A 21,308-nucleotide genomic window follows, 5' to 3' on the forward strand; every position below is an offset into this window, starting at 1 on the left:
ACGATATAAGGAACTGCTGAATAAATTCACGGCTCAACAAAAAAAGGAGCTCCGCGGCTCCTCATTATTTCTTATCTTGTGTACCTTAAAGGCAATAGTTCAGTGATTTCATATTTAGCTAATCGGTCATCCTCCGATACAATTATCTTGCAGTCTATTCCGTAATCCGCAATTAACTCTCGGCACATGCCGCAGGGAGAGACTACTTTAATCTCTTTTTCCTCGCTGTCTGGGTCAGAATGCCTTACCGCAACAATCGTATCAAATTCCTTATAACCTTCAGATATCGCTTTGCCAATCACCATCGCTTCTGCACAGACTGTAATCCTCCCCATGCTGGCTTCCACATGTACCGCTGTAAAAATCTCTCCTGTTTTAGTACGAAGCGCTGCACCCACATGGTGCCGTCCCCATTCATAACGCCTGGTAATTATATCTTCGGCAGCCGCAATAAGCGTCTGATCCTCAATGGTAATTATGTACTCCATATCCAGTTCCGTCCTCCTTTATTTTACCTAATTATATTAAATCGCACTGAATTATGATATAAGATATACTATTTTAAGTGCCAAAAAAGGAGGAGCAGAATTGAAAGTAAAAAAATGGATCTCCAGTCTCATCATTGTTGTATTACTTGCTTTGGCTAGTTACTGGTTTGAACAAAACGGAGAGCCTACAGACCCCTCGTCTCCATCCGATTCGAGTGTTGTTCAGCTAACCTTCCCATCAGACCGCTATCCTGAGACCGCCAAACATATTCAGGATGCCATTGCGAAAGGTGAATCCGCCACATGTACGATTAACCGAGAGCAGGCTGAAGAGAACCGTAAAGAGTCCTTAAAAGGGATTCCCACTAAAAAGGGGTATGACCGGGATGAATGGCCAATGGCTATGTGTAAGGAAGGCGGCATTGGTGCCGACATTGAATACATAACGCCAAGCGATAACCGCGGGGCAGGAAGCTGGGTTGGCAATCAGCTGGAGGATTATGCAGACGGAACGCGGGTAGAATTTATGTTTAAATAACGGTCTGTCTGACCAGCCCCAGGCAACAGAATAGCCCCACCTGGCATTCGCCAGATGGGGCTACACTGCACATCAGCTAACTTAGAATAAGCAAGCTTTAGTGATGATAACCAGCAAGATGAAAAGTACCAGAATTGCTCCTGTTGAAGTCCAAGGACTACACACCGGACCTACTGATGCTGGACTTACTACCGGACCTACGTTACAACCACAACCATGTTCCATTCCCATTTTCAATTCCTCCTAATGATTAATGACTACAGCACAAGATATGTAAAAAGGAGATAAGCCGTTTGGGCGAATTGGCAAACAAATGCCAATCACCTAATGAATTGAAGGTGGACAGTCGATAAACAGGATATACACAAAGGAGGTGCAATATGGATATAGCTGCATTATCAATGGCAATGAGCCAAGCATCCTTAGCTCAAAATGTTGGGATACAGGTCATGAATATTGCCAAGAATCAGGCTGAAACCCAGAGCCAAACCATGGTGGAAATGCTGGGCAAAAGCGTTGCTCCTAATTTGGGAAAAACACTTGATATTAGTGTGTAATTGCTTTATGCTAAGGATACATGAGAACGAATGTTCCTGTGTATCCTTAGCATTTTTTTACTCTACATAGCCCTTCGGGCTTTTCTTTTGCGCATTTATGCGAACATACGATCCCATTAGTGATTTATTAGTGATTTTAAACGAGGTGAATAAGTTGGAGAACATGAAATCATATTATCAAATGACTGTGCTTGAGAAATGGATGGAGGATTTATACAAGCGATTAAATCTTCATCAGCCCTCACAAATTTCAATATCGTATATTGCAGAGCGGCTTAATATCTGGGTTCATTATTTGGATGTGAGAAGCAAGAGCATTGAAGCGTCTGCAGGGATGTACAGCCTGTTTATCGACAACCGCCTTCCAGCCAATCTTCAACGGCTAGAGTTTCTTCATGAACTGTGTCACCTCCTTCGCCATGGCAGTGATAATCAGACCTTGATGCCAGAGCATTTCACGCGGGCACAGGAGGATGAATCCGAGCGTTTTATCTTGTATGCGGCGATGCCTTACTCCATGATCTCCCGCATGACATTGCCTGAGCAACGGGAGGATGCCATCTCCTATCTCGCAGCAGAATTTCAAGTTCCTGCCGAGCTGGCCTTACAGCGGATTGATCAGATCCAAAGACGTGTGTTCCAAGGGCAATTATTGGCCGTGATGGGAAGAAACGAAGAACGACTGACACATATTCGCAACGGATCACGGAGATAATAAGCTTAGTTGCAATAGTGCTCTGCATATTCATTTATGGTGGAATTTCTCGTGAGGGGGAACGACATGGAAGCCATTAAAGTAATTGAATTATTACTGACTCATCCGGATTATAATGTAGATGCAGTACACCCCGAAATCCCGGATTTCGTGGGCATTGAGACGATTGAGGTGGATCACGAAACGGGGACCTTCTCCATTTTATTGCAAGAACCCAAAGAGGACTAAAAGAGAATCATTATTCTTCATAAGTTAAAAGGCAGCAAATATAGTATGTCCCGGCAATTCTTCGTTCGCTTACGCCTGGATTACTATCAGTATTTGCTGCCTTTTTGTATAATCTGTTATGCAAATACAAACTGTATCACACCAATAAGAATTAGAATAACAAATACACCGACAAAACCCCATATTTTAAAACTATAAGATTTTCACCCCCGGCAGCCTCGGACTTGCCTGGTCCTCCAGCATCTTAATTTGCTGCTCCAGCTCCAGTATTTTCTCTTCCTCCTGCGTCATATATCTATGAATGACATACCAGTCTCAGTATATTATCTTATACTATATACAAATTATTTATATGGAGGGAATTAATGAAGAAAAAAACAAAACTAATCTTCATCGTTCTAATCCTTTTAATCTATGGAATAACATCCTTAGCCTTCCACTACTTCCAAAATCATATGAACAGAGAAGTCATTCATTATCTAGTAGAGACGAGAAATTATAAGAAAGAAGATTTTGATAAAGTATACACCCAGATTGCCAAAGCTCCCCTCGTAAGTACCACGGTGATTTTTGCAGACGAACCCTACGCAAGATACTTTTATCGAAAAGAAAATGGAAGGATCTTTCAATACAGCAGGGCTCCTGTTAAAGGTAATGATCCTAGCTATACATATAAACATATCGAGGAGAATCTCCCGTGAAGGAGTTGCCCTATAAAAAAGACGCGTTTGTCCAGCAGTCAGCACTTGGCTGCTTGGGCAACCGTGTTTTTTTGATCTTCCCTGCTCTAAATAGGTAAACATCGTTTGCGTAGACAGGTGATGGTAGAGGGTTCAGGACATGTGCCGATGCACTTGATTAAAGAGAGTATGGATAAGCAACTTGAAACTTGTAACGAAGCCCCTTTTTATACATTAGATCCACTGACTACAGATAACATTGGCGTGGTTCTTAGCAGCTATCGGACACAGTTGATCTTATGCGCGGTATAACCCTCCATTTCAAAGTGTAGCGGACCCCATAGCCTTTATTGGCATGAAAAACACCATATAAGACCTCCTTTTTAAGGAATAGCGTCACTGGAGTCCGCGAACCTGCTCAAAAGCCTATAAATATGCAAATAACGACTTCTGAGTCCGTAAGCCTCTGGAGATAATTTATGAATAGGTATTCTTTACGCTCAAACACAAAGGAATTTTCTCAGGAACAAAATGTGACCTAATGCCGTCCTAAATGGTGTTATAGGTAAAGGGGGGCACAGTATCATGCAGCGATCCATGACCCGGCCGGGAAATCATGTGATGAAGAGTTACGAAATCTACGCAGATATGCTGTTCCGGATCGCTTTGGTCCATCTAGGCAGCCGGCAAGATGCCGAAGAAGCCACTCAGGATACCTTCATCAAGCTAATAGAAAAAGCGCCGGAGTTCAAAGATGCCGAACATCAGAAGGCATGGCTGATCCGGGTAATCACCAACCATTGTAAAACACTACTGGGCAGAGGCTGGCGCAAGCGCGAGGTTAAGCTGGAGAGCGCTGAGCCAATTGCGGCAGACAGCCCCGAGGATTGGGCTCTGCTGCAGTTAGTTATGGCGATGCCCATGAAGTATAAAACCGTAATCCATCTTTATTATTACGAGGACTATCCCATCCAGGAGATCAGCAAGATTCTGCAGATTAGTCAGTCTGCCGTGAAGATGAGACTTCAGCGGGGACGGCAACTGTTAAAACTGGAGCTGGAAGGAGCGGAACCACAGTGAAGGAAGATCAGTTTCGAACAACATATAAGAAAGCGGTGGATTCGATGAAACCAGGTGAAGAGATGAAAAAAGAATTGTTCAATAAAATAGAGCAGCGGCAGGAGCGGAAGCGTCCGCGCAAAACCGTTTATATCGCAGCAAGTGTCGTGCTCGCCGCAGGAATCGGTCTGGCTGGGCCTAGTATATGGCAGCAGTTGAACAGTCAGAGCTCCCCAGGGCAGGTTGCCCAGGTAACTCCGGGAGCAAGCAATGCTGGCAATTCAGGCACAGCTACATCCGGCAGCATTGTCATTCCCAAGCTGAAACTGCCAGATAAGGAGTCTGGCGTGAAGGCAGATATGATCGCCTTGGTCGTGTATAAAAATAATATTTATACACAGTCAGCGACTCGCATTGACGCTGCCGATGCTGCTGCTCTGTGCGGTGATAAGTTGGGACGCACTACAGGCGGCATCAACGAATGGAGCGGTAGCGACGAATATATTGAGTTAGCCTCGAACATCGGCGAAACGGATCTCTATTCCGTGAAGGGCTATGACTCCAGCTTTCTGATTATGTCCTATTCGGAAATCAACGGCGAGGTATTCGCCGAACTGTATGAGCACACCAACGGCATCACCATAAACAGCGGCGCCGACCTGTTCGGCAAGCTGAATCTTGAAGGCCGAGTTACTTCTGCACAATGGGAAAGCTTCAACAGCTGGAACAACGGCCTCCAGCAGCAGGCGCCACTTGCCAATGGCGAGGCGCTTGATGGCTTCCTGACAGCCCTCCAAGCTGCTAAACCGCTGGCAGCAGAGCCGCTGATCGAGCAAGGCATCTACGACAGCGAAGACCGTAAGATCATCTATTTGCAGCTGGAAGACAACGCCCGAGTAGAGCTGACGCTGTTCGGTCAAGGACTTGTACGCTACGGTCAAGCACCGGCATTCTTCGAGGTCGAATCCGGGGCATTCCAGCAGCTGTGGGACAGCATGAAACTTTAAGGATGTTGGTGGAAACCCAGGGACGGCGGTTGGGACGGCGGTCAGGACTGCGATCGGGACTGCGACTGGGACTGCGATCGGGACTGCGATCGGGACGGCGACTGGGACTGCGATCGGAAGTAATTGAGTACCTCGTTTCGGTCGCCCTGCTCTCCATTGGACAATTTAGCTGGCTGTTAACAAAAACGGCGCTGCTTCAAAACCATTTCATGGTTTGGAGCAGTGCCGTTTTGTGCTTTACTGTATGGTTTATGAGCCCGCATACTAGATATGCTGGTTGTAGAGGCCAAACTACTGATTGTTCCTTTAAAAGCTGCATCTCATTGTAATTTCTGCAACTAAATCTGTGAGGAGCACGGCACTAACGAGCTAACGAATTAACGAACTAACCTCCTCCACCTCGAGCTATCGGACCCAGATGTCGCTATTTGCTGATTTTCAGCCTTTAGAGCATGGTTTCGGACTCCATGGACGCTAATGCCCAGAAAGAGGCTCTAATGCGGTACTTTTTATGCAATAGCGACTATGGAGTCCGTTAGAATTGCAAATGTGGAAAAAAACCGCTTTAAGGGTCAGCTGTGTCCGACAGGAGAAGCATCGTTCACGTAATTGTTATCGATTCAAATTTCAAAGGAACACAGGGTCTCTCTCCACTTCCGATTGCTACAAAAAAGGAACGCCCACCATGGACGCTCCTTTTTTTCTTATTCGTCTACAAAATTCTAGCTAGTTACGCATTTACACTTTCCGATTTTCGATCCTGTCTTGCGTGTAATGTTTTCATTGCAAATCTTGCTATCGGCTGCGCAACCAACAGTTCAATCCAAAATGCTATTCCAAAGTTTCTCGGCCAGATGTGAAGGAAGTTTTTAAGTGGATCCAGGCTTATTTGTTTTGTCCCAACCCATGTGCCGATAATTGATAGTAAAATAGATAACACTGTGACATTTAATAAAGTATTCAACAGAATCCTTGCATTAAATCCATCGGTTTGTCCCATGAATTTCGGCATCACTTTCCCGACAATCGGACCTGCAACTAATCTTACGGATAAAACTACGATCATCCACATAAACGGAATAACCTTTAGTGTATCTATATACACTTCCTTACTGAAGCCGCGTTCCAACCCCACAATAATAGGGGCAATAGTGTTAACTGAAATGATTGAAATAATGAGTAAAAATAGTATACCTTCTTTTCCGTTTCTGGGCAGTCTTGTGTCTCCATGCATGTTTGTCATCTCCGTGAATATATTTCAGATGGCAGACGTATCATGAGACATATATTTTTGGCCCAATAAAAAAGACCAATATCTCTACACACTGATTTAATAATTATAACATTTATTTAAAATAAATGTCAGACCTTCTATTTAAAATTCTTAAAATTCTCCTGCGGATAGCGAATAGTTACTCCACGTTCAGCGGCTTTTTCATTCCAAACGTAAGACACCAAATCCCGAAATCCCATCCAAGAGTTACGCCCCGGTAAATCGCCATTGCTTCGGTCGTGCGACTCTAACCTGTTTTCTACACCCTCATAGTAGCACGTAAAAATCGTCTATTGCTGTTCAACTTATAATCAAGTTACCTTCAGATCATGCTGAGAATTTATATGTATTTCCCCACCTAATAAGACCCCTCAGTATTCATTTCCGCGATTTTTCTGATTCCCTTGTCCAAACACAATGAATCTCAATTCATATATATATAGCAAACTAATAAAGAGGTGAAGCTCATGGCAACAACAACAGGCATTATTACGAACACAGGGACTACCCCAGCATCCAACGTGCTCATTAATATCGATAATGACAACCTTAGTTTTTCATCTAACGTAGTCTATCACGTTTACGTATGGAATACCTTGGTTAGTAAAGGTTTAGTCTACTCCAACTCATTAAACGTTAATGCTAACACCAGCCAGTTTCTCGGTTTTAATATCGCAGGCAATTCAGCTTATGAAGTCCAATTTCTCGTAACTGGAAACGCACCGGCAGACACGATTATCACGGTGTTTGGAACGGATTCGTCAGGAAACGTCATCCCCCATCAAAGAGTGCTGCAATCCGAACTTACTTTCATAGCTCAGCTGAACCCGTAAGTACCAAAAACTCTATGACGAAAGGAGCTTTGCATGGTTAATATTCAACTTTCACCGAGCGCAAGCGTTCAGTTTGAGCCCACCATCGCGGTAAATTGGCTTAATCCTTCAGTTATGGTTGCCGTAGCTGTAGATCTTCGATTAGGCCCTCCTAATATAGGTTTATACAAATCTATTGACGCAGGTGCCACTTGGACAACAACGTTATTGCCGTTACCGACAGGATTTGCAGGCATCGAAGCACCACATATTGATTATATTTTCCCGACCACTTTCGTAGTATTAGCCCACGCCTTCGATTCAGACGGTCTCAGCGGGTCGATCGTCTCCTATACATCTGCCGACAATGCCTCTTCATTCGGACCGCCAGTCATCGTGAATCAAGGGTTTGGGCAGTTTGTAAATGATGATCAGGTGGTCGTTGTCACCGACAAAGCTGGATCAAGTCCCTTTTTTGGAAATGTATATACTGGTTATACGCATGATTACAACACACAATTCATACCGGGAAATACGATATTCTTCAATCGTTCCCTAGATAACGGTAGTACCTATTCCAGTCCCTCCCTGCTGTCTTCGGTCGAAGAATTCGAAGAATTCCCCGGTATAGCAATTACATTAAATGGGATTGTTATCGTGGGATGGATCAATCAGCCTCCCGGTAATACTGATCTTAAAATTCGCACATCCTCAGACGGTGGGGTCACTTTTACTCCTGAAACCATGGTCGCCAGCGTTGTAGTCCCACCAGATCCATTGCCGGGATATACATTTAGATGTCTGACATACCCTTCCCTCGCAGCAGATATTTCTAATGCACCGACGACGCGAGGGAATGTCTATGCTGTATGGCAAGATTTTCGAGAAGGTTATTCTGATATTTTTCTTGCTATCTCCACTAATTTTGGTGTGGATTGGGGGGCACCAATATCCATTACAGGTAGTCCTGTGGGCTCCCAAAACTTTTTCCCAGCCATCACCGTATCCCCTGCGGATGGTGCAATATTCGTTACCTATTACACTAATCGAGTCAACCCCCTCAACCTTGATGTTTATCTAGCAACATCTAGAGATGGCGGTATGACGTATACAAACACCCGGATAACAACAACTTCCTTTGACGTCACCGGCATCCCCCTAATTGGGGACTACATCGGTAATGCCATCGTCCCTCAAACAGGCCGTCTAGTGAGCGTATGGACAGACACGCGGACCGGTACAGAGAACATCTGGTTTGGTGATAATCAATAAGCTATTAATCAACTTCTGATGATAAATTAAAAGGCTGTTAAGTTAGTATATCCACTTGCAATAAAGGATGCCGAGCGAATATGCGGCATCCTCTATTGCTTCTTATCAAAATTCAGCATTAACCTGTTCAAAGAAATCATCAATTTCAGCGTATTGGACATGCTTTTAATTCAATCAAAATCTACGGCGTATGGTGCTTGCTACTTAATAGTCTATATGTCATGACTGTCCCCTTTCCTATACAAGAGTAGGGCAATTCCACAGAATACATACTTTTTACCGTTTTCCAGATGATCTATGATAAAACCAGAGGATCTAACAACGCCGTGACCAAAATGTGATCATTTTCTATTTTGTCGCTTTTCCAACTCATCCACTTCTACTTACAAGGGAACCTACAGACAGCAAAAAACCCTTACAAAGTAAGGGTTTTTGATAAGTGGGCCCTGAGGGACTCGAACCCCCGACCAATCGGTTATGAGCCGACCGCTCTAACCAACTGAGCTAAGGGCCCGGATCTAAAAATATCCGAATGTACAATTGCTGTTGTAATAAAATTGGTTGCGGGGGCAGGATTTGAACCTGCGACCTTCGGGTTATGAGCCCGACGAGCTACCGGGCTGCTCCACCCCGCGTCAGAAATAATATTCAAACAGCGACAATAAATAATATACAGTACAAAATGGGTCTACGTCAAGGATGAATTTGTAAAAGTTCTCAAGGCAAAAATCTAACCCCATATCTTCCTTTGCGGGATCGATAAATCTCCACAAAACTTGGGTCATGATAGCCATAAATCCAGCCATCTTGCTCCAGTCTTTTTGCCAAACAGCCTGCTTGAAATCTCGTTCTGAACAGTTTCGCGAAGTATATCCAATTCATGATGCCCTCTTCTCCTTTTCGCAAATTAATCTTACGCTGCTCTGAACTTATCATGCCCAAGTTCCACAAAATAAGCCACCGGAAATCCGGTGGCTGCTACATATTCCAAAACTCAATCCCCTATGGAGTCAAAATAATATGTGGGATCTTTTTCGAGCGTACCCAGCATCGTATTCCCTTGCTTCTCCCAAGCTTTAAGTGCACTCTCGACCGTTCTCTTGCCCTGATAAACTTCTGTGAACAGTTGACGCCCAACATCGTTAATACGGCTAATTCCAGGCTTCTGTGTTTGTAGGACGTTCATCAAAGGATCATTGGCTGGTAATGGTTTAAGCGTATAGAAGGACTCCAGATTTACTGAAGGTACTTTCGTGGTAATGTAATCCTTACGGGAAGTTAGTTCCCCGCGGGTATGGGCTTTAATTTTAGCTACTTCATTACTGTTGACGAATTTGATCAAATCCCACGCATCTTCCTTATTAGCAGCCATAGTGTTGATAGCCATCATATTACCTACCCAAGTACCTACAGCCACTCCTGGTTTCTCCTTAAAAGTAGGTACGGTAACGAAACCCCAATCGACAGGATTATAATTTTTGATCTTTGCTGCATTGCGGCTCACACCTGTAAGCTCATTAAGATAATCGTATTCTCCAATTACCATTGCAGCTTTTCCGGTAAGGAAGAGATCCCCTTGGACAGGACTATAGGTACTCCGTTCTGTTTCTATAAAATCCATACCGTTTAACCCAGGTGTAATTTGCTTTTTCACCAATTGGCTGTAGGTCGTCCAAGCTTGACTCCACTGTGTTTGGTTTACCTCCATCTTATGTCCCTTGTTGTCATACATAGCAAGCTCCAGCGGTGAGACATAGGTCTGCATATCCCAGAAAGGATCGCTCATATAACGGTTCATCGAAAAGCCATATATACGCTTATCTTTATTTGTCGATTTCTTGGTCACCTTTTCGGCCAGCGCGAACACTTCATCCCAAGTCATTCCATCTGTCGGATAACCTACACCAGCAGCATCAAAAATACCTTTGTTAAAATATAACGCACTCGACATAAAAGTCGGCGCTAACGCGTAAAGACTTCCTCCACCCAGCTCACGAACTCCACTTAGCATCGTAGGCGCCATATTGCTTAAATCATATTGATCTCGTGCGATAAGCGGCTCCAGCGGTTGCACCAGATTATGTTCCACCAAACTCTTCACCAATGTACTATCACCGACGATTACATCAACTGGCTCTGCACCGCCCATAATTGCTCGGATATTCTCCAGATTATCTGGGTTAACCTCTGGATAGGTGCTGTCAAAACGAAGCTCATTCATATTGATGGCTGGAATAATCTCAAGTTTGATTTCAGGATGCTGCAATTCATACATATCTGTAAACTGCTGACGAAAAGAAGAATCGTCCTCTCCAGACCAGAGGCTGCCAATACGTAACACGCGCTGTTCTGTAGATGGCTTAGAAGCCTCCGCCCAGGCTGTGTGCCTGCTTTCAGAAATTAAAGGTAATAGGAGTGCTGCACATATTCCAAAGCTTAACCAGCGCCGCCATAGCCTTCTATTATTATTTATATGATTCATTCTTGAACCCTCCCATAAAATACTCAATCCATCCACCTTATGAATAATTACCCATAATTCTAGTAACAGTATATAGCTTTATTCAGGAGGGGAAGTTACAGGCTGTTTAAAGTTATGCTACGATTTCTTCATATTATTTCTATAAAAAACGTTCCGGGAGTTTCCTGAGGATACTGAAATGCCTTTCTGCGGCAGGATAATTGCACTTTGTGCAACTATTACAGCTGAGTGTGTTGTGCTTCTCCTTTTAATTGCACTATGTGCAGTTAAAAAACGTTATTAGGTGCTTTCAGCGGATTTCTGGCTGATTTAATTGCACAAAGTGCAACTATATCGCCAGATCCTCTAAGGAAGGTTAGTTTAAGTGCAGAAACTACAACTATTCGGCGTGTGTGACGACATTGCGATAGCATCCCCGGGTGTCAGAGCTTTCAGAGTGTAGAGCGACAGCGCATAGCAGCAGAGTTTCAGAATCCCGAGTTTCAGAGCGCAATATACCAGAGCGACAGAACTCAGATCAGCCAAGTGTCAGAACGTGAATGTAAATGTAAATGTAAATGTAGATGTGAAATGTGAAATGTGAATGCAAACACCAAAACCCTACTCTCCACTCTACTTTTCCTTTTACCAATACAGCATTCGCCTTCCCTACTAACTAACCTACTAACTAACCTGCACCTTTCCTGTGATCGGCACAAATCGCCCCTTCTGCGGCAGGATAATTGCACTTTGTGCAACTATTACAGCGGAGTGCGTTGTGCTTCTCCTTTTAATTGCACTATGTGCAGTTAAAAAACGTTATTAGGAGCTTTCGGCAGATTTCTGGGTGATATAATTGCACAAAATGCAACTATATCGCCAGATCCTCTAAGGAAGGTTAGTTTAAGTGCACAAACTGCAACTATTCGGCGTGTGTGACGACAGCACGATGGAATCACCGGGGCAGAGTATAGTATTCCAGAGCGTCAGAGTTTACACCTGCCGCGGCTGGATAATTGCATCTTTTTGCAATAAATAGCAGCATACTTCATGCAACTACACAGCTGAGTGCGCTTTACGCTTTCCTTTTTATTACACTCTGTGCAGTTAAAAAGAAAAGCCTCCCACCAAAAAGTGAGAGGCCCGTCCAAACTATAATCAGATATTTAGTTTAAACGCCAAATGCGGAAGGATCTTTTCTCCAAGATTTCAGCAGTTCCACATCTGTAGCTGCGATCTTGCCTTGTGTAAGAGCCACATCAATCAATGTGCTGTAGTTGGACAAACTTTGTAATGGCATCTCTGCTGCGGCAAAAGCATCCACCGCACGGTCCAGCTCGTAGCTGAAGATTGCCAATACAGCCAACGCTTCTGCGCCTGCTTCTTGCACAGCTTGAGCTGCTTTGATGGAGCTTCCACCAGTGGAGATCAGGTCTTCGATAACGACTACCTTTTGCCCCGGCTTAATCAGTCCTTCGATCTGGTTCTGCTTGCCGTGACCTTTAGCTTTATCGCGGATATAAGCCATTGGCAGATTAAGTTTATCAGCTACCCAAGCTGCGTGAGGAATGCCTGCGGTTGCTGTACCTGCGATCACCTCTGCGTCTGGATACTGGCTTTTAATAAGCTCAGCGAAGGCATCAGCAATATAGTTACGTACCTCTGGGTAAGCCATAGTCAGACGGTTATCGCAATAGATCGGGGATTTAATACCAGAGGTCCAGGTAAAAGGCTCCTGCGGACGCAGTGCCACTGCTCCTATCGTAAGCAGATAACTTGCTACTTGTTCACTTCTATTTAATGTACTCATGCTAGGGTCATCTCCTCAATAATATTTAGTGCTGCTTGACGTGGATCAGCCGCAGTTGTAACAGGACGGCCCACCACCAGAAAGTGGCTGCCTTGCTGAATGGCTTTGCCCGGCGTCATCACCCGGGACTGGTCACCTAGGGATGCACCTGCTGGCCGGATACCAGGTGTAACTGTACAAAATGCGGGCCCACAAGCCTCTGCGATCGCTGAAGACTCTTGCGGTGAAGCCACTACCCCATCCAGACCTGCAGCGGCTGCCAGCTTAGCGTATCTGACCACAGTATCTTCTACTTCTCCTGCGATTCCAATTTCGTTATTCATCACTTCTTGGCTCGTGCTGGTCAGCTGTGTAACTGCGATAATCAAAGGCATTTTAAGCGCAGCATTCGCATTAACTACTGAAGCAGCGCCTTCCCGGGCTGCAGCCATCATCGCTGAGCCTCCTGCGGCATGTACGTTAAACATATCCACACCGAGGTTCGTAAGGCTTTCTGCCCCGCCTTTTACCGTGTTAGGAATATCATGCATTTTGACATCTGCAAATACAGAATACCCCCGAGATTTCAGTTCATTAATGAATTCCGGTCCGGCTGCATAAAAAAGCTGCATTCCCACTTTCATATAACAAGGAATCCCTTCCAGCTTGTCAATCAAGGTTCTTGCCCCAGCAACATCAGGGTAATCTAAGGCGATCATCAAGCGATTCGCCATTTCATTCCACTTCGCATCTCCCTGTCCCATAACCGTTCTCCCATCCAGTGCAGACTTAAATCCACACTCTTCATTTATTAGCCCCTAGGCATAGCGGAACGGTCTGCGTAAACGCAAACCGCCCTATACATCTTTATGAGATTAGTTTAATTGACCGACAAAAGCAGGCATGGACTGTGACGAGAAGTTGATCGTCTGCAGCATTCTGAGCAGTGCCGTTACTGTATCAAGTGATGTCATACATACGACGCCATTCTCAACCGCTTCACGACGGATACGGAATCCATCACGCTCTGGTGTTTTCCCTTTAGTCAGTGTATTAAAGACGAAGTTGGCTTGCCCACCACGAATCAAGTCGAGAATGTTCGGCGCACCTTCATCCAGCTTGTTTACGTTCATTACGTTGAGACCTGCTTCTTCAAGGGCTTGAGCGGTGCCTCCGGTAGCAATGATCTTGTAACCCAGCGAGTGGAATCCTTTCATAAGCTCTACAGCTTCTGCTTTATCTTTATCTGCCACTGTAACGATGATAGCGCCGGTTGCTGGAATTTTCATTCCTGCTCCGATTAGACCTTTATACAAAGCTTTTGCATACAATTTATCGCGGCCCATAACCTCACCCGTCGATTTCATTTCAGGTCCGAGCGTTGGTTCTACTCTACGCAGCTTGGCAAAAGAGAACACCGGCACTTTAACCGATACATAATCACTTTCCGGCCATAGACCTTCTGTATAACCGTCATCTTTCAGCTTGCCGCCGAGAATGATTTTGGTTGCCAGATGCGCCATTGGAATTCCAGTTACTTTACTCAAGAATGGAACCGTACGCGATGAACGTGGATTTACTTCAATTACGTACACTTCATTCTGATAGATAACGAACTGGATGTTGACCAGACCAATCGTTTTCAATTCCTTAGCAATCTTGATTGTGATTTCAGCAATTTTTGCTTTCAGACCTTCATCCAGATATTGCGGAGGATATACAGCGATGGAGTCACCGGAGTGAACACCTGCACGCTCAACATGCTCCATGATCCCTGGAATAACTACCGTCTCACCGTCACAAATTGCGTCTACCTCAACCTCTTTACCTAACATGTAACGGTCAATCAATACCGGATGCTCCGGATTCACCTTAACCGCTTCTACCATGTAGCTAAGCAATTCCGCATCATTATATACAATTTCCATTGCGCGTCCACCAAGTACATAGGAAGGACGTACCAGCACCGGATATCCAAGCGATTGTGCAGTTTCTACTGCTTGATCTACGTTGATAACCGTCTTTCCTTTTGGTTGGGCAATATCCAGACGAGCCAACAAAGCTTCGAATTTCTTCCGGTCTTCAGCTTCGTCAATACTGTCTAGGCTAGTTCCGAGAATCTTAACGCCAGCCGCACTTAGTGGTGCAGCAAGGTTAATGGCTGTTTGGCCTCCGAACTGTACGATAACCCCAATCGGATTCTCTTGCGCAATTACGTTCATTACATCTTCAAAGAATAACGGTTCGAAATACAACCGGTCCGAAGTATTAAAATCCGTAGATACAGTCTCAGGGTTATTATTGATAATAACTGCTTCATAACCTGCCTTCTGAATCGCCCACACTGCATGCACAGTGGAGTAATCGAACTCAATCCCTTGGCCGATCCGGATTGGACCCGATCCAAGCACGATAACCTTTTGTTTATCGGAATGAATGACCTCATTTTCAGTCTCATAAGTAGAGTAGTAGTAAGGTGTAGAAGCTTCGAACTCAGCTGCACAGGTATCTACCATTTTGAATACAGGCGTTAATCCTCGCTCTAAACGAAGCGCGCGTACATCAGCTTCTTTGGTGTATTTACCGTTCGCTAGTCCTTCTGCACGTATCTCAGCAATCGCACGGTCTGTAAAACCTCTGCGTTTAGCTTGATACAAGGTTTCTTCTGATAAGCTTTCATCCCCACGGATGACCTCTTCAAAGTTGATCAGTCCCTCGATTTTGGACAGGAACCACCAGTCTACGTTAGTAATGTCTTGAATCTCTTGCAAGCCAAATCCGCGGCGGAAAGCTTCAGCGATCAAGAACAACCGCTCATCATCAGGTTTTGCCAGACGTTCACGCAGGACGCTTTCTTCCAGATCCTCAGCGCCCGGCAGACGGAAACGGTGTACACCGATTTCCAGGGAACGAATTGCTTTATGAATGGACTCTTCAAAGGTACGACCGATGGCCATAACTTCTCCAGTTGCTTTCATTTGTGTGCCCAGCTTACGGTTCGCATGAATGAACTTGTCGAACGGCCAGCGTGGGATTTTGCTTACGATATAGTCAAGTGTAGGCTCGAAGCAAGCATAGGTCTGTCCAGTAACTGGATTGACGATTTCATCGAGTGTGTAACCAAGTGCGATTTTGGCAGCCATTTTGGCAATCGGATAACCGGTTGCTTTCGAAGCCAAAGCTGAAGAGCGGCTGACACGTGGATTTACTTCGATTACATAATATTGATAGCTTTGCGGATCCAGTGCGAACTGCACGTTGCAGCCACCCTCGATATTCAGCGCACGAATGATTTTGAGTGAAGCGCTGCGCAGCATTTGATATTCACGGTCGGATAACGTTTGGCTAGGTGCCACAACGATACTATCACCCGTATGCACACCTACCGGGTCAAAGTTCTCCATGTTGCAGACAACGATACAGTTGTCATTCGCATCACGCATAACCTCGTATTCAACTTCCTTCATGCCGGCAATACTTTTCTCCACCAAACATTGTCCAATTGGACTATAACGAATACCTGCTTTGACAGTCTCAAGCAGCTCTTCTTCGTTGTCGCAGATCCCGCCGCCGGTGCCGCCAAGCGTATAGGCTGGGCGTACAATCAGTGGGAAACCAATTTCCTCAGCGAATTTCATCGCTTCATCTACTGTGGTAATAATAGTGCTCTCTGGTACAGGCTGTTCCAATTCGCGCATCAAATCGCGGAACAAATCGCGATCCTCTGCTTTTTCGATGGATTCAAGCTGGGTACCTAGAAGCTTAACATTCTCTTGTTCTAGTACTCCTGCACGAGCCAATTCTACAGCCATATTAAGACCTGTCTGTCCTCCCAAAGTTGGCAACAAGCCATCCGGGCGCTCCTGGCGGATGATGCCAGTTACGAATTCAAGGGTAATCGGCTCGATATAAACTTTATCAGCCATATTGGTGTCAGTCATGATAGTCGCTGGGTTACTGTTGATCAGCACAACTTCCACGCCTTCTTCTTTCAGGGCCTGACAGGCCTGAGTTCCGGCGTAGTCAAATTCTGCGGCTTGCCCGATAACAATCGGTCCAGAACCAATTACTAATATTTTTTTAAGCTTTTCATTCTTAGGCATGTTATAGAGCTCCTTTCACGGCTTCAAGCTGTTTTACTGTAGGTTTTGGCGCCGTGATTCTGGCGTTTGCCGCAAGCTGCGCCTGGCGCGAGCTTACAGGTGTGTTAGCTTTATGATCAGCGATCATCTGTAAGAAACGATCGAATAAATAGCTGCTGTCATGAGGTCCCGGTGCTGCTTCTGGATGGTACTGTACTGAAAATGCAGGGTAACGGGTATGTTTAAGTCCTTCAACGGTCTTATCATTATTATTAATGTGAGTAACTTCTAGATCCGTGCTCTTCACAGAATCTTCATTCACTGTGTAGCCATGGTTCTGAGAAGTAATGAAGCAACGTCCGCTCTCCAATTCTTTAACCGGATGGTTACCTCCACGGTGCCCGAATTTCAGCTTCTCTGTATCCGCGCCACAAGCCAGTGCAAACAGCTGGTGACCTAAGCAGATGCCGAAAATTGGGTATTCACCAAGCAATTCCGAGATCGTCTTCACTGCGTGTGGGACGTCTTTCGGGTCCCCAGGGCCGTTGGACAGCTGGATACCATCTGGATTGAGGCGACGAATCTCATCAGCGGTTACGTCATGAGGTACAACTACAACATCACAACCGCGATTGTTCAACTCGCGCAAGATGCCAGCCTTCGCGCCGTAATCTACCAAGACGATGCGCTCTTTGGTTCCTGGACTATTGTACATGCTTGGAGTAGATGTGCGAGCTACCTGATTGCGTAATTCTTCAATTGAAGTGTCGCCCATCATTTCCATCAATTCCTCTACACGTTTGTTAGAGGTAGTCAGGATCGCCTTCATTGTTCCGTAGTGGCGAATAATCCGCGTCAACATCCGGGTATCAATCTCGCTGATTCCAGGAATATCATATTCTTTCAGCAGGTCGTCCACACTGTATTCTGCGCGCCAGTTACTTGGAACTTCTTCATGACGACGCACTACAAAACCGTGTACGAAAGGTCGAACAGATTCGAAATCATCCCGCGTAATCCCGTAGTTCCCGATCAATGGGTACGTCATGGTAACGATTTGTCCGCAATATGAAGGGTCAGACAGCACCTCTTGATATCCTGTAATTCCTGTGTTAAAAACAACCTCGCCTGTCTTTTCACCTTCAGCGCCAAATGCGGTACCTGTAAATAAAGTTCCGTCTTGAAGCAGCAATCTCGCCTGCATTCCCTTCCACTCCTTCATGTTCTGTAGTCTAATACGTATGCCTTGCATGCCTTCCGGAGTGTACGCGCTCAAATTGCTGATCTGTAAAGATCAGCAATTTCGCCTCACCAGTCCGCTAGTTTTTCTCAGTCCATACGGCTTTGCCGTCCACCCAAGTTTTTACTGGCCAACCCTTAAGCTTCCAGCCGCCAAAAGGAGTGTTACGTCCTTTGCTTGCGAAGGAACTTGGATCTACTTCTTTTTCCTGCTCCAGATCGATCAGTGTCAAATCTGCAGGAGCTCCGATCTCCATAACCCCGGTGTTCAATCTGAATACCCGTGCAGGATCGGCAGTCATTCTTTGTACTAGTAAGGATAAATCCCATTTTCCGGTTTCTACAAACGCTGTGTATAAGAGTGGGAAAGCTGTCTCGAATCCAACGATACCAAAAGGTGCCAGCTGCATTCCCTTCGCCTTCTCTTCTTCACTATGTGGCGCATGATCTGTAACAATCATATCTAGTGTGCCATCAAGCAACCCTTCGATACACGCCTCAACATCGCGGCGGGAGCGCAGCGGCGGGTTCATTTTCCAATTGGCATCCAGGCCTGGAATATCGTCTTCAGCAAGAAGCAAGTGATGCGGACATACCTCAGCAGTTACTTTAATGCCGATCTCTTTTGCTTGGCGAATCAGCCGCACCGACTGTTCAGTACTGACATGGCATACATGGTAATGAACGCCTGTCGCTTCTGCCAGCAAAATATCGCGTCCAACATGGATCGCTTCTGACTCATTCGGAATTCCTTTGAGGCCATGCTTCTTAGCGAACTCACCTTCAGCTACACAGCAGCCTTCAACCAGCGAATTATCTTCGCAGTGGGCAATGACTGGCATATCGAGCGATGCTGCGATGTTCATTGCATCTTTCATCATTTGAGCACTTTGTACGCCCACACCGTCGTCTGTATATCCAATAGCTCCAGCTTCTTTGAGCGCCGCAAAATCCGTCAACTCACGTCCGAGCTCATTTTTCGTAATGGCTGCATAAGGAAGCACTTTAACTAGTCCTGCTTCACGCGCCTTGTCTTTCACAAATTGCACGATCTCCGGGCTATCTGTCACCGGACGAGTATTTGGCATACATGCAATGGTTGTAAATCCGCCTTTAGCAGCTGAGCGACTTCCGGTTTCCACTGTTTCCTTGTGTTCAAATCCCGGTTCACGCAAGTGCACATGCATATCAATGAGTCCCGGAATGAGCAGCTTACCTTCAGCATCAATGATCTCCGTGGCTTCTCCGATAGCTTCATTTCCGTCGATTATAGCCGAGATCACACCCTCCTGAAGTTCGATGTGTTTGCGCTCAAGCAAGCCTTCCTTATTCAATACGCTGGCGTTTCTAATAATCACTGTCATGATTCTACCTTTACCCTCAGATCACAGCTGCGGGCCCTCTCGTTATTATATAATAAAAATTCATCTTTGTGTATATTTATTAGTCTCTATACGTTAGCATTCTGTAAGCTTATAGTAAAGCTCTTTCGAGAACCGCCATCCGGACCGGTACGCCATTAGACATTTGCGGGAAAATCCGCGATTGTCTGCACTCAACTACTGCATCATCAATCTCTAGATTCCGGTTAACCGGAGCTGGATGCATAATGATTGTGTCTTTGGCCAGCTTAGCTGCCCGCTCTTCTGTTAGACCATAGTGGCTACGGTAATCTTCAGCAGACAGCTTAATGCCGGAAGTATGGCGCTCAAGCTGTACTCGAAGCATCATTACTACATCCGCTTTAAGAGCTTCTTCCATAGTTACGTAAGGCGCATACTCCATAAGCTCAGGAGCCTTCATATTATCCGGTGCGCAGAACTGCACCTTGGCCCCCATTTTCGTAAGCCCCCAGAGATTAGAACGCGCTACGCGGCTATGCATAATGTCCCCAATGATGGAGACTGTCAGGCCCTTTAGTTCCCCAAAGGTTTTGGTCATGGTGTATAAATCAAGTAGCGCCTGCGTAGGATGTTCATTGTTGCCGTCGCCCGCATTGATAAGCGGTATGGACACCTTCTCAGCTAACTGCTGCAGCACACCTGCAGGCTTCAAACGCACAACTCCGGCATCGATCCCCATCGATTCCAGTGTTCGCACTGTATCGTAGATCGACTCCCCTTTTTCTACACTAGAAGCTGCAGCCGTAAAATTAAGTACTTGCGCACCTAGTCGTTTCTCTGCCATCTCGAAAGAGAAGCGTGTGCGTGTGCTGTTCTCAAAAAACATGTTAGAAATAAAATGGGAGTTCAAGATGGGCGTTAGCTTTTCACTTTGATTGTCCCAAAATGCTGTTCTGTCAAGCAGTTGGATAATTTCCGACCGGTCAAGCTCTTTGATTCCCAGCAGACTACGTTCCTTTACCTTGGTAAGTGTCATGATGTTATCGTTCCTCCCGGTTTGAAATAATGTAGACCTCATCTTTGCCGTCGTATTCCTTCAGCGCCACTTCAATCTGCTCGTGCTTTGAGGTAGGTACATTCTTACCGATGTAGTCCGGCCGGATCGGCAGCTCGCGGTGTCCGCGGTCAGCCAGTACTGCCAGTTGAATCATTCGTGGGCGTCCGCAATCCATCAAAGCGTCCATCGCCGCGCGGATGGTGCGTCCGGTGTAAAGTACATCATCGAACAAAATGACTTTCTGATCATGGATGCCAGCACTTCCTGAAGTAATAACGACGTTGCTCTTCACTACTGCTTCACTGCCTTCCACTTCACGGTCATCCCGGTAATGTGTGATATCCAGCTCACCGTATGGAATCTCGACGCCTTCAATCTCCTTGATGCGCTCAGCGATACGCTGTGCCAGATACACACCTCGTGTCCGAATGCCGACCAGCAGACAATTCTCGATACCTTTGTTCTTCTCCAAAATCTCATGAGCAATACGCGATAAGGCCCGGCGGATCGCCGTTTCATCCATAATGACATTTTTCTCAGTAACCATAATCTTGTCACCCTCCAGCTTGTTCGCCTATTCAAGTTCCCGGAAATCAAAAAACTCCTTGCCTATAACAGGCAAGGAGTGAAATCCGCAGATGAGGAAGATGACGGCCGCGCGCATAAAAAGACAGTTCCGTATTTACACACGGATACCTTTCTAAGAGT

At 45.5% G+C, this 21,308-nt stretch carries 21 protein-coding genes, 2 tRNA genes and 1 pseudogene; 10 read left to right on the forward strand and 14 right to left on the reverse strand.

The annotated features are described in order from the left end of the window. Window positions 1-71 precede the first annotated feature (71 nt). Window positions 72-488, reverse strand: coding sequence for a cytidine deaminase (locus NSQ55_RS22700; RefSeq protein WP_076103796.1), 417 nt, complete (start codon window positions 486-488; stop codon window positions 72-74). A gap of 100 nt (window positions 489-588) precedes the next feature. On the opposite strand from NSQ55_RS22700, the gene NSQ55_RS22705 reads away from it, so the two are divergent. Further along, on the forward strand, window positions 589-1,026 hold the full coding sequence (locus NSQ55_RS22705; RefSeq protein WP_339169277.1) for a NucA/NucB deoxyribonuclease domain-containing protein: 438 nt from the start codon (window positions 589-591) through the stop codon (window positions 1,024-1,026). 81 nt (window positions 1,027-1,107) lie between these two features. Here NSQ55_RS22705 and NSQ55_RS22710 read toward each other — a convergent pair whose 3' ends face one another. Beyond that, on the reverse strand, window positions 1,108-1,257 hold the full coding sequence (locus NSQ55_RS22710) for a hypothetical protein (RefSeq protein ID WP_155288175.1): 150 nt from the start codon (window positions 1,255-1,257) through the stop codon (window positions 1,108-1,110). Window positions 1,258-1,406: 149 nt separating this feature from the next. Between NSQ55_RS22710 and NSQ55_RS22715 the strand changes: the two genes are divergently transcribed. From NSQ55_RS22715 to NSQ55_RS22745, 7 genes and pseudogenes are all read left to right on the forward strand, one after another. Next, window positions 1,407-1,583 carry a YjfB family protein gene (locus tag NSQ55_RS22715; protein ID WP_076098563.1) on the forward strand — a complete coding sequence of 59 codons (177 nt, stop codon included), beginning with the start codon at window positions 1,407-1,409 and terminating at the stop codon, window positions 1,581-1,583. 163 nt (window positions 1,584-1,746) lie between these two features. Next, complete coding sequence (locus NSQ55_RS22720; protein WP_339174581.1) at window positions 1,747-2,298, forward strand: ImmA/IrrE family metallo-endopeptidase; 552 nt, start codon at window positions 1,747-1,749, stop codon at window positions 2,296-2,298. A 66-nt stretch (window positions 2,299-2,364) separates the two neighbouring features. Next, window positions 2,365-2,526: a hypothetical protein gene (locus tag NSQ55_RS22725; protein WP_155288176.1), complete on the forward strand. Its 162-nt coding sequence runs from the start codon at window positions 2,365-2,367 to the stop codon at window positions 2,524-2,526. 365 nt (window positions 2,527-2,891) lie between these two features. Further along, window positions 2,892-3,227: a DUF3139 domain-containing protein gene (locus NSQ55_RS22730; protein WP_076192025.1), complete on the forward strand. Its 336-nt coding sequence runs from the start codon at window positions 2,892-2,894 to the stop codon at window positions 3,225-3,227. Window positions 3,228-3,323: 96 nt separating this feature from the next. After that, a pseudogene (locus NSQ55_RS22735) lies at window positions 3,324-3,461 on the forward strand (phosphomethylpyrimidine synthase ThiC); the annotation flags it as partial. 330 nt (window positions 3,462-3,791) lie between these two features. Next, on the forward strand, window positions 3,792-4,286 hold the full coding sequence (locus tag NSQ55_RS22740; protein ID WP_076220021.1) for a sigma-70 family RNA polymerase sigma factor: 495 nt from the start codon (window positions 3,792-3,794) through the stop codon (window positions 4,284-4,286). Next, window positions 4,283-5,272, forward strand: coding sequence for a hypothetical protein (locus NSQ55_RS22745; protein WP_339169280.1), 990 nt, complete (start codon window positions 4,283-4,285; stop codon window positions 5,270-5,272). The genes NSQ55_RS22740 and NSQ55_RS22745 overlap by 4 nt, the downstream gene beginning before the upstream one ends. A gap of 730 nt (window positions 5,273-6,002) precedes the next feature. Here NSQ55_RS22745 and NSQ55_RS22750 read toward each other — a convergent pair. Beyond that, window positions 6,003-6,506 carry a hypothetical protein gene (locus NSQ55_RS22750; RefSeq protein WP_076192030.1) on the reverse strand — a complete coding sequence of 168 codons (504 nt, stop codon included), beginning with the start codon at window positions 6,504-6,506 and terminating at the stop codon, window positions 6,003-6,005. 506 nt (window positions 6,507-7,012) lie between these two features. Here NSQ55_RS22750 and NSQ55_RS22755 point away from each other — a divergent pair. Both NSQ55_RS22755 and NSQ55_RS22760 read left to right on the forward strand, forming a co-directional pair. Next, a complete protein-coding gene (locus tag NSQ55_RS22755; RefSeq protein WP_076128842.1) occupies window positions 7,013-7,378 on the forward strand; it encodes a hypothetical protein in 366 nt (121 codons plus the stop codon). Window positions 7,379-7,411: 33 nt separating this feature from the next. Further along, a complete protein-coding gene (locus tag NSQ55_RS22760; RefSeq protein ID WP_076192033.1) occupies window positions 7,412-8,629 on the forward strand; it encodes a sialidase family protein in 1,218 nt (405 codons plus the stop codon). A gap of 440 nt (window positions 8,630-9,069) precedes the next feature. On the opposite strand, the gene NSQ55_RS22765 is transcribed toward NSQ55_RS22760, so the two are convergent. The 11 genes from NSQ55_RS22765 to pyrR all read right to left on the reverse strand — a co-directional run bounded on the left by NSQ55_RS22765 (window position 9,070) and on the right by pyrR (window position 21,147). Next, window positions 9,070-9,143: transfer RNA gene (locus tag NSQ55_RS22765), tRNA-Ile, on the reverse strand. Window positions 9,144-9,187: 44 nt separating this feature from the next. Further along, window positions 9,188-9,264 (reverse strand) — tRNA-Met (locus NSQ55_RS22770). Between the two features lie 82 nt (window positions 9,265-9,346). Beyond that, complete coding sequence (locus tag NSQ55_RS22775) at window positions 9,347-9,511, reverse strand: hypothetical protein (RefSeq protein WP_167347621.1); 165 nt, start codon at window positions 9,509-9,511, stop codon at window positions 9,347-9,349. A 112-nt stretch (window positions 9,512-9,623) separates the two neighbouring features. Further along, window positions 9,624-11,111 carry an extracellular solute-binding protein gene (locus NSQ55_RS22780; protein WP_339169282.1) on the reverse strand — a complete coding sequence of 496 codons (1,488 nt, stop codon included), beginning with the start codon at window positions 11,109-11,111 and terminating at the stop codon, window positions 9,624-9,626. A gap of 1,150 nt (window positions 11,112-12,261) precedes the next feature. After that, a complete protein-coding gene (gene pyrE, locus NSQ55_RS22785) occupies window positions 12,262-12,900 on the reverse strand; it encodes an orotate phosphoribosyltransferase (RefSeq protein WP_076128834.1) in 639 nt (212 codons plus the stop codon). Beyond that, the gene (pyrF, locus tag NSQ55_RS22790; RefSeq protein ID WP_076185241.1) at window positions 12,897-13,643 is read right to left on the reverse strand and encodes an orotidine-5'-phosphate decarboxylase; all 747 of its coding nucleotides are present in this window, start codon (window positions 13,641-13,643) and stop codon (window positions 12,897-12,899) included. The genes pyrE and pyrF overlap by 4 nt, the downstream gene beginning before the upstream one ends. 111 nt (window positions 13,644-13,754) lie before the next feature. Next, the gene (carB, locus tag NSQ55_RS22795; RefSeq protein ID WP_339169285.1) at window positions 13,755-16,982 is read right to left on the reverse strand and encodes a carbamoyl-phosphate synthase large subunit; all 3,228 of its coding nucleotides are present in this window, start codon (window positions 16,980-16,982) and stop codon (window positions 13,755-13,757) included. A gap of 1 nt (window position 16,983) precedes the next feature. Then, on the reverse strand, window positions 16,984-18,165 hold the full coding sequence (gene carA / locus NSQ55_RS22800) for a glutamine-hydrolyzing carbamoyl-phosphate synthase small subunit (protein WP_051491286.1): 1,182 nt from the start codon (window positions 18,163-18,165) through the stop codon (window positions 16,984-16,986). 115 nt (window positions 18,166-18,280) lie between these two features. After that, window positions 18,281-19,564 (reverse strand): dihydroorotase, encoded by a 1,284-nt coding sequence (locus NSQ55_RS22805; RefSeq protein WP_076128828.1) that lies wholly within the window; start codon window positions 19,562-19,564, stop codon window positions 18,281-18,283. Window positions 19,565-19,673: 109 nt separating this feature from the next. Then, window positions 19,674-20,579: an aspartate carbamoyltransferase catalytic subunit gene (locus NSQ55_RS22810; RefSeq protein WP_339169288.1), complete on the reverse strand. Its 906-nt coding sequence runs from the start codon at window positions 20,577-20,579 to the stop codon at window positions 19,674-19,676. Window positions 20,580-20,583: 4 nt separating this feature from the next. Further along, window positions 20,584-21,147, reverse strand: a complete 564-nt coding sequence (pyrR, locus tag NSQ55_RS22815; protein ID WP_036683379.1) for a bifunctional pyr operon transcriptional regulator/uracil phosphoribosyltransferase PyrR — start codon at window positions 21,145-21,147, stop codon at window positions 20,584-20,586. Window positions 21,148-21,308: the final 161 nt, after the last annotated feature.

The sequence above is a fragment of the Paenibacillus sp. FSL H7-0943 genome, from assembly GCF_037963265.1.
GTDB lineage: Bacteria > Bacillota > Bacilli > Paenibacillales > Paenibacillaceae > Paenibacillus_AQ > Paenibacillus_AQ odorifer.

Excerpts from the sequence above, each read along its gene's own strand:
- NSQ55_RS22700 (WP_076103796.1), bottom strand. The coding sequence starts at position 488 with ATGGAGTACATAATTACCATTGAGGATCAGACGCTTATTGCGGCTGCC.
- NSQ55_RS22750 (WP_076192030.1), bottom strand. The coding sequence starts at position 6,506 with ATGCATGGAGACACAAGACTGCCCAGAAACGGAAAAGAAGGTATACTA.
- NSQ55_RS22775 (WP_167347621.1), bottom strand. The coding sequence starts at position 9,511 with ATGAATTGGATATACTTCGCGAAACTGTTCAGAACGAGATTTCAAGCA.
- NSQ55_RS22760 (WP_076192033.1), top strand. The coding sequence starts at position 7,412 with ATGGTTAATATTCAACTTTCACCGAGCGCAAGCGTTCAGTTTGAGCCC.
- NSQ55_RS22720 (WP_339174581.1), top strand. The coding sequence starts at position 1,747 with ATGAAATCATATTATCAAATGACTGTGCTTGAGAAATGGATGGAGGAT.
- NSQ55_RS22755 (WP_076128842.1), top strand. The coding sequence starts at position 7,013 with ATGGCAACAACAACAGGCATTATTACGAACACAGGGACTACCCCAGCA.
- NSQ55_RS22810 (WP_339169288.1), bottom strand. The coding sequence starts at position 20,579 with ATGACACTTACCAAGGTAAAGGAACGTAGTCTGCTGGGAATCAAAGAG.
- pyrR (WP_036683379.1), bottom strand. The coding sequence starts at position 21,147 with ATGGTTACTGAGAAAAATGTCATTATGGATGAAACGGCGATCCGCCGG.
- NSQ55_RS22725 (WP_155288176.1), top strand. The coding sequence starts at position 2,365 with ATGGAAGCCATTAAAGTAATTGAATTATTACTGACTCATCCGGATTAT.
- pyrE (WP_076128834.1), bottom strand. The coding sequence starts at position 12,900 with ATGAGTACATTAAATAGAAGTGAACAAGTAGCAAGTTATCTGCTTACG.
- NSQ55_RS22780 (WP_339169282.1), bottom strand. The coding sequence starts at position 11,111 with ATGAATCATATAAATAATAATAGAAGGCTATGGCGGCGCTGGTTAAGC.
- carB (WP_339169285.1), bottom strand. The coding sequence starts at position 16,982 with ATGCCTAAGAATGAAAAGCTTAAAAAAATATTAGTAATTGGTTCTGGA.
- NSQ55_RS22740 (WP_076220021.1), top strand. The coding sequence starts at position 3,792 with ATGCAGCGATCCATGACCCGGCCGGGAAATCATGTGATGAAGAGTTAC.
- carA (WP_051491286.1), bottom strand. The coding sequence starts at position 18,165 with ATGCAGGCGAGATTGCTGCTTCAAGACGGAACTTTATTTACAGGTACC.
- NSQ55_RS22715 (WP_076098563.1), top strand. The coding sequence starts at position 1,407 with ATGGATATAGCTGCATTATCAATGGCAATGAGCCAAGCATCCTTAGCT.
- NSQ55_RS22710 (WP_155288175.1), bottom strand. The coding sequence starts at position 1,257 with ATGGGAATGGAACATGGTTGTGGTTGTAACGTAGGTCCGGTAGTAAGT.
- pyrF (WP_076185241.1), bottom strand. The coding sequence starts at position 13,643 with ATGGGACAGGGAGATGCGAAGTGGAATGAAATGGCGAATCGCTTGATG.
- NSQ55_RS22805 (WP_076128828.1), bottom strand. The coding sequence starts at position 19,564 with ATGACAGTGATTATTAGAAACGCCAGCGTATTGAATAAGGAAGGCTTG.
- NSQ55_RS22730 (WP_076192025.1), top strand. The coding sequence starts at position 2,892 with ATGAAGAAAAAAACAAAACTAATCTTCATCGTTCTAATCCTTTTAATC.